General features: G+C 49.5%; 8 protein-coding genes. 1 reads left to right on the forward strand and 7 read right to left on the reverse strand.

Features of this window, described 5'->3' with window-relative positions; translation table 11 throughout:
- Positions 1-7 precede the first annotated feature (7 nt).
- The 7 genes from ICL55_RS21925 to ICL55_RS21955 form a co-directional block, all read right to left on the reverse strand.
- Positions 8-1,867: a TolC family protein gene (locus ICL55_RS21925; RefSeq protein ID WP_188101361.1), complete on the reverse strand. Its 1,860-nt coding sequence runs from the start codon at positions 1,865-1,867 to the stop codon at positions 8-10.
- 775 nt (positions 1,868-2,642) lie between these two features.
- Positions 2,643-3,257: a TetR/AcrR family transcriptional regulator gene (locus tag ICL55_RS21930; RefSeq protein WP_188101363.1), complete on the reverse strand. Its 615-nt coding sequence runs from the start codon at positions 3,255-3,257 to the stop codon at positions 2,643-2,645.
- Positions 3,258-3,380: 123 nt separating this feature from the next.
- Complete coding sequence (locus ICL55_RS21935) at positions 3,381-6,239, reverse strand: tetratricopeptide repeat protein (protein WP_188101365.1); 2,859 nt, start codon at positions 6,237-6,239, stop codon at positions 3,381-3,383.
- Positions 6,240-6,245: 6 nt separating this feature from the next.
- Entirely contained in the window at positions 6,246-7,751 is a 1,506-nt protein-coding gene (locus tag ICL55_RS21940; RefSeq protein ID WP_188101367.1) for a glycosyltransferase family 2 protein, read from the reverse strand.
- Between the two features lie 12 nt (positions 7,752-7,763).
- Positions 7,764-9,191: a glycosyltransferase family 2 protein gene (locus ICL55_RS21945; RefSeq protein ID WP_188101369.1), complete on the reverse strand. Its 1,428-nt coding sequence runs from the start codon at positions 9,189-9,191 to the stop codon at positions 7,764-7,766.
- Positions 9,191-10,408, reverse strand: coding sequence for a HEAT repeat domain-containing protein (locus ICL55_RS21950; RefSeq protein WP_188101371.1), 1,218 nt, complete (start codon positions 10,406-10,408; stop codon positions 9,191-9,193). Before ICL55_RS21950 ends, ICL55_RS21945 begins: the two co-directional genes overlap by 1 nt.
- Positions 10,409-10,419: 11 nt before the next feature.
- Positions 10,420-10,782: a response regulator transcription factor gene (locus ICL55_RS21955; RefSeq protein WP_188101373.1), complete on the reverse strand. Its 363-nt coding sequence runs from the start codon at positions 10,780-10,782 to the stop codon at positions 10,420-10,422.
- 134 nt (positions 10,783-10,916) lie between these two features.
- Between ICL55_RS21955 and ICL55_RS21960 the strand changes: the two genes are divergently transcribed.
- Complete coding sequence (locus tag ICL55_RS21960) at positions 10,917-13,475, forward strand: GAF domain-containing hybrid sensor histidine kinase/response regulator (RefSeq protein WP_188101375.1); 2,559 nt, start codon at positions 10,917-10,919, stop codon at positions 13,473-13,475.
- The last annotated feature ends 23 nt before the right edge of the window (positions 13,476-13,498 follow it).

A 13,498-nucleotide genomic window follows, 5' to 3' on the forward strand; every position in this document is an offset into this window, starting at 1 on the left:
AATATTTTTATGGTTGAACGGATTCGATATTGTAAGAAGCTTGTGCACGTTCTACACCCGCGTAAGCTGTTTGTACGGCGGCCTGTGATACGGCCATCTGCAACTGTGCCTGTGTAAGCTGGTTTTGTGCATCCACCAGCTCTATATACAGCAGCTGCCCTTCCTTGTACACCTTCAGCTGATCGCGGTAGTAACGCTGTGCGAAAGACAATTGGCTTTCTGCGGTAGTCAGGTTGCGTAAAGCGGTCCGGTAGTTATTACCGGCCTGGTACAATTGCAGCTGTAAAGCATCTGTTGTTTGCGCGGTGGCGTTCTCGATAGCTTGTATGTCCAGCGTGGCTTGCTTAATACGGTATTTGTATTTATGAGAGCCGAACAAGGTCCATTCGAGATTTACGCCAAAGAGATAGTAGCGCGACTTATCATCGAAACGAAAGGCGGTAGATTGTGATCCCAGATCGAGGAAGGTACTCAGCCGTGGGATGATATAGGCTTTCTGCATTTTTTCGTTTAGGCGGTACGCGGTAGCAGCGCTTTTGTATTGTTGTAGTTCTTCTCTTCCGCTGATGTTACCAACAGCAAGGGCAGGAGGTAGGTTGATCAGCAGGCTGCTGTCCAGCGCAATGTCTGCGTTCAGGTCGCGGTTCAGCAGGAAGTTGAAATACGCCTGGGCATTCTGTTGTTCGTTCAGCGCCTTGCTGATGGAGGCATCGGTTTTCTCCTTTTCAGTCTGCGAGCGGTATAAGGCGGTGTTGTTGCGGACGCCGTTGCGCACCATGCTCTCATTGATGCGGATACTTTCCTGTATCAGGGAGAGGGCGTTGCGATAGATGGCTACCGCCTGCGATGCCTGATAATATTGAAAGTAGGCGGTTTTGATGTCTTGTACCAGCTGCCGTTTGTACACATTAACGGCTGCTTGTTGCCGGGTGATGTCTTCCCTTTTGATCTTCTGGTTGTAATATATCTCAGCATTGATCAAAGGCAGACTGGTCCTGAATTTGGCATCGTAGAAGTTGTCGGGGTTCAGTAATACGGACACGTTGTCTACCTGTGGGAACTGATGACTGTTGGTCAACTGGTTTAGGCTGGAGTATACCGGATTCAGCAGGTCGCCAATGGGCATATCGATGGTGCGGCCGCCGCCGGCCTTGGTGTAACTGCCCATGAAAGTGATGTTCGGCCCAAAGAGGCTTTTGGCTTCCTGCAGGGCTGCCAGTGATTTGTCCAGCTGAAAACGCTGGTCTTTCAGGCCTTTGTTGTTGATGAATGCCTGCCGGATGTATTCGTCGAGCATACCGTCGCCGTGTTCAAAGCGGGTGGTGGCGCTGTCTTCATGGCGTGGCGTTGCCGGATGTGTTGTCGCGCTATAAGCGGGGATTGCCTGCGATGTCTCGTGTACGGCGACCGGTGTGCCTTTGGGGGCGTTCCCTTTATCTGCGTACTGGTCAGCTGCACCATAGGCAGGTGCTTCTGGTGGCGTGTTGTATACCGCTGCGGGAGTTCCTTTGGTGGCTCCTTTGTCGGCGTACTGAAACGCTGCACCATAGGCAGGTGCTTCTGGCGGCGTGTTGTATGCCGCTGCGGGAGTTCCTTTGGAGTTTTCGGAGTCTGCATACCGGACCGCTGCACCGTGGACTGGTGCACCTTGTGATGTGCTGTATGCCGCCGCCGGCGCATCTTTCATGGTAGTGCCGTTTTTCCCGGTTTGCGCCCTCACGCCAACAATAGTGGAGTGTGAGGCGCCAGGTGCCGCCACCAGTGTGTTTTGAGGAGGAATTCCTTTCCCCGCATATTGGGCCATCACACCGAATCCTGCTACCAGCAATGGTATTAACATTGCTCCTTTTGTGATGATTGTTGACATAATGAACGGTGTTTATTTATCTTGAAAAAAATAAGCCCCAAGGGCTCTGATTGTCAATGTTTATATACTGAACAGTGTTTAATGCTGTTGCTTTAAAAAGGCCCAAGGGCCTTTTACCTGCCTGGGGGCAGCGCAATATGTTTTCTCTCAACGTCTTACTTCACAACGTGTTACCTCATGTCCTATCAATTGCTGATCTTAACAGCTGGTCTCAATTCTCAGCACTTCACCCTCCTCCGCGTCTTACGTCAATTGCTGATCTCGATGCTTAGCGTTTCACTCAATGCCTTCATGCTGATTTCAACAGCTGATCTCAGCATTTGCCCTCCACGTGTTACATCTCAACACTTGATCTTAGTTCCCAACCTCTCATCTCTTCATCATCAACGGCCGACCTCAACCCTTCTCAACGTTTCACCTCCACGTCTTACAGCTCAACACTGATCCTAGCTCCGAACCTCTCATCTCTTCATCATCAATGGCCGACCTCAACCCTTCTCGACGTTTCACCTCCACGTCTTACATCTCAACACTTGATCTTAGTTCCCAACCTCTCATCTCTTCATCATCAATGGCCGACTTCAACCCTTCTCGACGTTTCACCTCCACGTGTTACAGCTCAACACTTGATCTTAGCTCCCACCTCTCATCTCTTCATCATCAATGGCCGATCTCAACCCTTCTCGAAGTTTCACCTCCACGTCTTAATCAACAACTAGTCTCAATGCTCGATGTTTCATCCCGGTAGTCGTTCTCTGCCTCATATCATGCCACCTCAACACCTGACTACATCCAGATATGCCCTGATAGAATCATCGATACTTACATTCAGCGTTTTGTCCGGCAACTTGCATACCTTCAGCCGTGAACGAAGGTCCAGGCTGATCAGGCCGTGCGCAAAGGCCCAGATAGACATCGCGGCGATGGTCGGGTCTTTGAAGCGTATCACTTTCTTCTCCACACATTCCGCTACCAGGTGGTACAACGCATCATAAGCAGAATCGCCGTTTTTCCATTTCTCCTCTTCTCCTTCTGCGTTCATCGGTGCTTTGATGATGAACATCAAATCATACAACTCGGGATTCTGCCGGTAAAAACCAACGTAAGCCCACGCCAGTTGTTCCAGCCTCTCCAGCGGATCCGCCGCGGTGAGGTTGCGGGCAAAATGCTCCGCCAGCGTCGCAAAAGCTTCCTTTTGCACGTCGTATAACAGCTCGTCTTTGTCTTTGTAATACAGGTAAATAGTGGCAGGGCTGTATTCTATCTTGTCCGCTATGTTTCTGATAGATACCTTTTCGTAACCCTCTTCCACAAACATCTTGATCGCTGCGTCCACAATGCGCCTGCGCATATCTGCCCGCTCACGCTCTTTTCTTTCTGCAATGCCCATGTGAGAATGTTTACGCTGCAAATATACTGAACGGTGTTTATTTTCCAAATGAACAGAAAGGAATTTTGAATATTTTATTTTAAAGTGTTTTAAATGAGTATTTTACATATTTTAAAAGTGTAATCAGAACTTACGCTGGAATACCAGGTATATATCATACTGGTTCTGATAATCGGTATTGGTGATCTTCTGATTGATCCAGGTACCGAAAAGCCCCACTGTGGTGCGGTACCGGATCACCTTCTGATAACCGGTACCCACGCTATGGGTCAACAGCCCGGATAGCTCCGGGAACCGGATCAACCGGCTACGGTCATCCGGAGAAGTACCAATAGCGGCTATCAGCGTTACAAATTCCTGCCGGTTGTTCATATAATACCGCGTGGTCAGATTGAAGGCGGTATAAAAGTCGGAAGACTCGCTGATAAAATATGCCCGCAGATTCACCCAGAAATCCCCGAAAGGACGCGCAATGGAAGTAACACCAGTGAAACTGTTGGTGCTGTCAAGATTCAGATAACGGGCGCCCAGCTCCAGTTCTATCTGATTATGAAAGGTCTTGAAAATGGAATAGGCTGCCCGCACTTTGGGAAACACTACGTAATCAGAGAAAGCCAGAAGTCCATAAGAATACAACGATGGATTATGCGTGTAATACAGTTCTGCCTCTCCCTGTATCCCATTGCCCGTCTGCCTTCCGGCATAATTGGCCCGCAATGCGTAAGACCCTCTCCTGAAATAATGCCGGTATTCTACAGTAGCAATATTGTACTTGTTATCGGAGAAGTCATAAGAAGAATTCAGATAGTACAGGGCAAACTGGTTCTTTAGCGTCTTGCTTTCCAGCATATACCGGTAATCCCTGTTAGGCGTGCTGGGATCAAGTTGCACCACGGAATCCATCACGGCTGCTGCGGCGGCATAGTCCTTTTTATTCTCCAGGGTGACGGCCCGCTTCAGCATAAACGTTTCATTACCGGGATAATGATGAAGGCCTTCTCCGGCATAAGCCAGCGCGATATCATAATCCTGCCGCTCATTATTGATATTGATACAATACAATAAGGCCAACGTATCTTTCGGATTGAGGACCAGCACACTATTATACGCTATCAGCGCACTGTCAGACCGCTGATGCTGCTGATATGTCCGTCCGGCAGCCATCTGGCTGGTCATAAATGCATTTCTGTATTTAACGGTGTAAGGATACTTTTCCATGAGTCGCTGCGTGATGGCGGAAGAACCGCTATAATCCTTCATATCATACAACACGGAAGATTTTTTCAATAACAGGTCACGATCATCAGGATAAAACTCCAGCGCCTTGTTGGCATAGATCAGCGCGCGGTTCAGATGGCCGGTAGCGCTTTGCAGATTGATCATATAATTCAGCGCGTCTTTGTTGGAAGGCTCCACCGTGAGCACCTGCTCCAGCTGCTGTTTGGCCGGGTCGTAATCTTCCGATTGCATCAGCCCTCTGGCATTGGTCATACGGATATCTGCCAGATTAGCCTTGTAGCGCGGATCGTCAGGGTTGCGGGTAGCCAGATCGGCCATCAGGCTGGCGGCTTCTTCGTGCTTGCCACTGCCGGCAAGCAGACTGGATTTCTTCAGCTTCAATCGCTCATTGTTGGGCTCGTAGGCTATAGCCTGGCTGAGGATGTCCAACGCTGCACTGCTGTCTTTCTGCGACAGATAGGTATTGGCCAGCATGTCAAGTACGGCAGTGTTATTGGGACTGAGTTTCCGCGCGGCCTCCAATGCGGTCAATGCCTGTTCATACTGCTGGTCGGCCAGAAAATCGCGGCCACTGTTCAATTGCAGCCCTGTCAACCGTTCTTTCAATTGCGGATTGGGCGACTGCTGATACAGTTTGGTGGCCAGTTCGGCGGCAGCGCTATATTTTTTGTCTTCTTCCAGCATATCCGTTTTTAAAGTCAGCAAACGGTGGTCGTTCGGGCTGCTGCGCAAACCCTGATTGATCCAGTCCATCGCCTCCTGCCGGGAACCCCGCGCCATGCTGTATCCTATCAGTTTCTCCAGCGCATCGCGACTATGGCTTCTTTCATATACTGACTGATACAGCGAGTAGGGGTCGGCGTTAGTATAATATTGAGCCGCTTCCATGCGCAACGTACTCTCCATAGAGCGGGCCTTACTGTCGCCCGGATATTTGCGGATGATTTCCTGCAATACGGACAAGGCCTCCGTATAGGCGTGCATGTCCTGTAAAATACCCAGTTTGCGCATGAGCAGGTTGTAGGAACCCGGATTGACAGACAACTCACTGTTGACCTGCTCCAGGGCACTGGTATACCGGCTGCCTTTCAAATCGGCTGCCAGCCCGCCTTCTTTGGCCTCGTCATTCAGTGGGTCTGCTTCCAGCGCTTTGTCAAAACTTTTGCGGGCCATATTGGTATTGCCGGTCTGTTTATAATAGCGGCCGCTTACCAGATGATGTTCGATATAGGCTTTCCTGATAACCATGTCGGTAGGGTATTTGGTGAACATGAGTCCGGCATAGTTATCCGCCTGCATGACTTTATGTTGTGCATCCAGAATGCTGAGCTTCTTCAACATCAGGTCTTTGCTCCCGGGAAAATAATTCAACGCCTGCTCGGTATATTTCAGCGCCTCATCGTAATGACCGGTAGACAACTCTATGTTGATGGCATAACTATAGGCATCACGGTACCGGGGACTTTTAGCCATCACCTGCTGAACGTATTTGCGTGCATTGTCGTACTGTTTCGTTTGCAGGTACAACTTACCCAGCAACAGCTGCTGGTCCACAAAATCGGGCTGCCTGGCCAACGCCTGTTGCGACAGCTCAATAGCTTTGTTGTAATGTTGTTGGCGGGCTTCCTGGACCGCCTGTTTATAGAGTTCTTCCGGGGTTGACTTATGCTGAAAGAACTGTGCGGACAGCTGTAACGTTGTACACAGTAACATCATAGACATCAGGGATTTTAAGGCAGTCATAGTACGTCATTTAAGTTTGGGAAAGGGGGCTGTCGGTTGACCGAAGCCTTGCCGTTGCATATTGCCCCACGGTGTTTTTTTACCGGTAAGAAAAAACCAGTATCCGCGCAAAGCAAAAAACATAATCAGCGGATGATAGATAAAAGGTTCCAGATAAGCCATCAGGGCTAACCCCATTACCTCCCGCCAGCTGCGGTAATAACGGTAGGTGAGCTGGTCCCAGCAGATAGCCAGCGTGGTGATCATCACGGAATACAGATAGGCGAATATCAGCAGGATGGTAGCATACAACCAATATACCTGATGCGTGAAAATCAGATAGAGATAGATGATCAGGCCCACAAACTCAATGATGGGGGCGAGAAATTCGAAGAACAGATTGTAGGGCAATACGAGCATGCCCAGCTTTTTATAACGGGGGTTGAAGATCAGCTGACTATGCATGTTCATGATCTCTGAAAGGCCGCGGCCCCAGCGGGTGCGCTGCCGGCCGAAGATGGTCATATTAGGCGGTCCCTCTGTCCAGCATTGTGTAGTAGGAATATACCGGATGGCATACTGCTGATGGTTGTCCATCATATAGGCAGACATCCGGGTAACGATGTCCATATCTTCTGCAAACGACTTGCTGTCATATCCACCAGCCTTGATGGCTATTTCTTTGTCAAACAAACCCAGTCCGCCGGATACATTGGGTACGCTGTTCATCATGCTCCAGCCCACTTTCCCCAGCACGTAAGACCGTACATATTCCATTTCCTGAAAGCGTGGCAAAGGGTTCATCGGCGGCCGTACCCGCAGGATCTCGCCTTCTTCTACTTCGCAGGAATTGGCGATGCGCAGCGTGGCGCCGGTGGCGATCACGCGCTTACTGTCTTCTGTTACATGTACGTGACCACACTCCGGACATGGTTCACCTACTTCTTTGGTCTGTCGTAGCTCTTCGGTCATAAAGGGTTTTACCATGCGCAACAAAGTATCTTTCTCTAACACAGAATCTACATCGGTACACAAAAAATAGTTAAAGGAAGCCGCATTGATACCCGCATTGGAGGCATCGGCCTTGCTTTTGCCATTTATTTTGTCGATGACCAGCAGTTTTTCATATGCAATATTGATCGATTTGAAAAACCGTCGTACCGGCTGGGTTTTGATTCTCTCGTGATAGGCAAACTCAATTTCGATCAGTTCAAAAGCCTTTATCAATTTGTTCAGCGTATCATCTGTACTGCCATCGTTGATGATAATGACTTCAAAGCGTGTATAGTTCAGTGTTAGTAGGGAGCGCACGTTGGAAATGATGGTCAACCCTTCGTTGAAGGCCGGTGCTATCACGGAGATGCCCGGCGCCAGCGGTGATTCGAGCAGCTGGTTAAAATCGGTGAAACTGTTGTGCTTCCGGAACAGCTGTATCGACCGGTAAGAGAGCACGGCGAGTATGCCATACATCAGCAGGATGAAGGCGCCGTATATAAATATCAGGGTGCTGAGCAATATTTTGAGTGAATACATAATCAGACAGCGTTACTTTTTACCAAAGCCCTGCCGCTGCATATTTCCCCATGTCACCCGTTTGCCGGTGAGGAAGTTGTAGTAGCCCCGCAGGGAGAAATACACGATAATGGGATGATATATAACAAACTCGAGGAAAGCGGTCATACAAAGGAATAACACTTCTTTCCAGGTCTTATAATAACGGAAGGTGAGCTGGTCCCACAAGATAGCGATGGTGGTGATCATAATAGAGTAGGTATACACAAACAATAACAACAATAGTGCATTGTGCCAGTGTATATATCCCAGCAGCGCCAGCAGCAGGTAGGTGATAAGACCAAGCATTTCTACCACCGGGGCCAGCAACTCAAAAAAGAAATTATAGGGGAAGATGACCATTCCGATTTTGCCATATTTGGGATTGAGAAACATGTGAAAGTGAGCGTGTATCAATTGTGCCAATCCTCTTGCCCAGCGTATCCGTTGCCGTTTGAATATTTCCAGTGTATTCGGTGCTTCTGTCCAACACAAGGTTTTAGGAACATAACGGATGGCGTAGTCAATATTGTAATCATAAGCATACCGGCACATACGGCTCATCAGTTCCATGTCTTCACCAAAGGAAGTATGGTCATAACCGCCGCAGCGGATGGCTACTTCCTTGTCGAATAATCCCAGTCCGCCGGATACGTTGGGGACGCAGTTGATATAACTCCAGCCCATTTTACCGAGCACAAAAGAACGGATGTATTCCACTTCCTGGAAACGGGGCAGTAGCTCCCGTGGCGGCCGCATACGGGTCATCACGCCCTCGTCAAACTCACAGGAGTTGCCGATTCGCAGCGTGCCTCCGGTGGCAATGACCCTTTTTTTCTCTTCCTGTAATACCGGCCGTATCAGCTCCAGCAGCGTGTTTTTGTCCAGTACACAGTCTACATCGGTGCAGAGGAAATAATCGAAAGATGCTGCGTTGATGCCGGCGTTGGAGGCATCGGCCTTGCTCTTGCCGTTCACTTTGTCGAGTACCACCAGCGTGGAATAGGCCGGGTTGGTGGACTTGTACACCCGCTTCACCGGTTGGGTCTTCAGTTTTATGTGATAGGCGAAATCTACTTCCTGCAGACTGAATTCCCGGATCAGCTGTTCCAGCGTATTGTCGGTGCTGCCATCGTTGATGACAATGATCTCGAAGCGGGGATAATTCAAGGTCAGCAGGGAACGGACATTGTCGATAATCGTGAGGCCTTCATTGTAAGCCGGCGCCAGTACGGAGATGCCGGGAACGATGCCGGAACCGGCCAGTACGTCCAGCTGATAGTCGTTGTCCTGACGGGCATACTGCCGCACGCCCAGCATGGAAAAGAAGGCCAGCATGGCATATACCAGCAGCAGCACCAGCCCGTACAGGAAAATGGTGCTCTGATAAATATGGCTGATGGCGTTTACAATGCTTTGCATCAGTACTTGATTAAGGGGTTCATACAATGTCTCAGTATCCGCAGGTTTTCCTGCGAAACGGAGGAAAGCAGTTCATCACCGGGATGATCGCTCACCCATTGGTTCCTTACCAGCGATTTGGCGGCGTGTTTACGCAGGTCAAAATCGGTGGCGTGTAAAAATTCTGTTTTCAGAAATTCAACATGTTCTCCGCTGCCGATGCGGCCCAATGCTTTGAGTATTTCTATCTGACAGGGGATAGGCTGATGGCTGTATAATGCTACCAGCTTATCTTCCGCGATGCGGGCACGTAACTTGCCGAGGCAGTTGATGGCGTCTGCACGCAGATAGTGGTCCTTGGTCTCCAGCAGCCGGAGAATAGCGGGTACCGCATTGTGTTGGTTGTAATATACCACCAGCTTCAGACAGAACGAAATAACACTCTTGTTGCCGGAGTAGATGATCCACCGCGCGAAATTGGGGATAGCGATATTTTCTGTGCTGGTGATGGTCCGGAACAGCTCTACCTGGTCCCACATCAGCAGCGGCTCTTTAGCAATATCAAAGAACTTGAAAGGCTCGTTTTTACTCAGTTTAATATAGGCGTGCCTGGCGGCGGCACGCAGTTCCCGGTTACGGTCGTTGGTCATCGGGAGGATGGTGACATCAGAGATGAACATATCCAGACTGGTCAGCTCTGTAAGTGCCTGTACCTTTTTCTCCCAGTGCCGCGATTTCAGTTTTTTCAGGGTGTCGTTGTCCAGGTCCAGCTGCATGTACAGGTTACGCAGCAGTAGTCCTATATTGCCCCGTACATTACGGCGGAAATGGATAATACGGCCGGTGAGCGCCTGTCGTGCCCATCTGCGATGCAGGGGCAGCTGCTCAAAAGGAGCGATGTTAAGCTGTATTTCATCTGGTGGAACATGCTGCTGTAGCGACGGGTGGCTCAGCACTTCATCTATCAGCAGGTTGTCGATGCGGGGACATAAACGCGCCAGTTTTTTGTCTGTCCGGTATCCGCGGTAGCGATTGCGCAGAATGGAGATATAAGCCAGCGCTGTGGTAACAATGGCAATGATGATAAACACCATCGCTATCTGGATGGTGATAGGGGCGTTCAGGAAAGTGTTCTCCAGAAACCGGGTAGCTGCTTTGACAGATGTGAAAGCTGTTTCCAGATATGAGGAAACTGTTTCCACAGAAGCGGAAAGTGTGGGGTTGTCAATCTGTGACATGACGAACGATTCTACATTAACAATTTTTTGACCCTGATCAGCAGTTCAGCAGGGAGGATAGGCTTTTTTAAAAAGTCATCTGCACCCAGCTTGAACCCTTCCATGATCATGTCTTCGTTACCTGCATTGGAAATGATAATGACGGGGATGGGACGGTCCCTGTGCTTTATCTTACTCAGAATCTCGAAGCCATTAGCGTATGGCATCATAATATCCGTAATAATCAGGTCGTAAGCATAACTGGTCTCTTCCAGCAATTGTAGGGCTTCTTTACCATTAGATGCATGTTCCAGCCGGTATTCTGTGGAAGGGAGGATACGAGCCACTATCTTGGGCATGATCTCATCGTCTTCTATTAATAAAATCTTCTTCATAGGACCTCCTTTCGGGCGTTAACAACCATTTTAACAAAGTAGCGCATACATTGTTTCATGGATAAATGTTAATGATTTGTTGTCGTATGTGCGTTACTGCAACCTAACGGGACAGCATGTTGTTATTCAGGTATATGAAACTATCTCCTGCAAAAAGACTATACCTCGGCCTCGCTGCTGTTTCCCTGCTGATGTTGCTGGGAGGGATCCTTTCCTGGTGGCCTTTCCCGCAACGTGCACGCGTTACCGGTTTTATGCTCCCGTTGAATACTGCTATTATCCTGTGTATTGGTTGTATACTGATGTATTTTTTTTACAAAGAATTTTATTACGGTCAACTGGTACGGAAAAAACTCAACAGCAAACTGGAGGAAGTAGTTACGCTCAACAGAGAGTCGAATGATCGTAACTGGCTACTCAGTAGGCTGAACGATATGAAAGAAAACCTGCTGGGCATTCATAAGCCGGAAAGCCTGGCGTATAAATGTCTGCTGTCCTTCACGGAGCATGCCGGCTTCGCAGCAGGTGCGCTGTACGAGTACGAAAAGGAGGAAGCCCTGCTTCGTTTATGCAGCAGTGTTCATCTGCCTGCAGATATCCCGGTACAGTTAATGCCCGGTGAAGGACTCGTCGGTGACGCGGCTACCGGCAGGGATATACGCATCATCAGCCAGCTGCCTGTCAACTATCGGAATACATCTGCCGCGGGCGCCCGCCCATCTCCCCATATGCTGGTATTTGTTCCGCTGTTAATGGGAGATGAATTAACCGGCGTCCTGGAACTGGTGACGGCCAAAGCTGTTACTCCGCTTCAGTTGCAGCTGCTCGAACTGGTATCCGGAGATGTGGCAGTAGCGTTACATGCTGCACGCGAAAGGGAAAAAGTACTGGTGCTCTTACAACAGGTACAGGAGCAGAAAGAAGCCCTGTATGGCCAACAGGAAGAGCTGCGCCAGTCCAACGAAGAACTGAGCCGCCAGTCCGAATTCCTGCAAGCATCTGAAGAAGAGCTGCGGGTGCAGGAGGAAGAACTGCGGCAGGTCAATGCTGAAATGGCCATGAAAAACACAGAGCTGGAAACGGCCCGCCAGGCCCTCTCTCTTAAAGCTGCGGAGCTGGAAGCCAACAGTCGTTATAAATCCGAATTCCTCGCTAATATGTCGCATGAACTGCGGACACCGCTCAACAGTGTGCTGATACTGGCTAAAATGCTGGAGGAAAATAAAGAAGGTAACCTGTTTCCCCGTCAGGTGGAATACGCAGGGATCATGCATAAGTCAGGTTCGGACCTGCTACGGTTGATCAATGATATTCTCGATCTCTCCAAAATAGAAGCCGGTAAAGTGGAGCTTACACCTGAACCGGTGCGTATTGCGGCTGTAATTGAAGACCTGGATAATCTCTTTGGGGTAGTGGCCCAGGAAAAACAAATACAATACACCACTGAAATGGCCGTCAATGTACCGGCAGTGATCACTACCGACAGGCTGCGGCTGGAACAGGTAATACGCAATCTGCTGTCTAATGCTTTTAAGTTTACGCCAGTCGGAGGACAGATTAGCCTGTCCTGGTATATACTGCCTGAAAATGCGCTCTGTATCAGCGTTACTGACACCGGACCGGGCATCCCCGCAGAAAAACAGCAGCTGATCTTTGATGCTTTCCATCAGGGAGATGGCGCCACCACCCGAAAATATGGTGGTACGGGCCTGGGGCTGTCCATCAGCCGGGAACTGATGCTGTTACTGAAAGGGGCCATACATCTCGAAAAAAGTAGCCCGCAAGGCAGCACCTTTACGGTGATATTACCATTGAATGCGGAACCACTACAATTGCGAGATGACACGGTACCGGGTGTACAGAATGCAACAATACGATTTCAAACCAAACAAAATGATGACGGCCGTCACCTGTTCGCCGGCGGTCAACAAATACTGGTCATCGGAACAGAAATATTTACCGGCAATAAACTGAACGTTCGTTATGATGTGGCGGCTAACATGGCTGTGGCCGCGGATTTGCTGGCAGCCGGGAAATATGACTGTATCATCCTGGACATGGGCTGCCTCCCCCAGGCAGGTAAAGCTGCCCTCGCTACTTTACAACAAATGAACACTGTGGCCCCTACGCCTGTTATTGTATATATCGATCAGGATATTTCAGCTTCCGAAGAACAACAGATCAGAAAACAGGTAGCGGCTATTATACGTAAAACCCCATTCCCGACAGACCGCCTGGCCGATGAACTGGAACGATTGCTGAATAACAAAAAGCCCCCGGAGGCAGCTCCCCGTCTGCCTGGTCATGTGACTAAAAATATACTCGCCGGAAAAAAGGTGTTGCTGGTAGATGATGACATGCGCAATGTATTTTCCATGAGCGCCTTGCTGGAAGAACAGGGCGTCTGTGTGCTTACCGCCGCCGATGGCAGAGAAGCGCTCACAGTGCTGGAAGGGCATCAAATGGTGGACCTGGTCCTGATGGATATGATGATGCCGGAAATGGACGGCTTTGAGGCCATCCGGCACATCAGAAATGACCGGCGGTTGATGCAGCTGCCGGTTATCGCGATCACGGCGAAAGCCATGCCGGGCGACCGGCAGCACTGCCTGGATGCCGGTGCATCGGATTACATCGCTAAACCGGTAGACAGCATCAAACTGTTATCACTACTGCATGTATGGTTATCCTGAACTGATAAATATTTCCGATACCT

It is taken from the genome of Chitinophaga varians (assembly GCF_014529945.1).
Lineage (GTDB): Bacteria > Bacteroidota > Bacteroidia > Chitinophagales > Chitinophagaceae > Chitinophaga > Chitinophaga varians.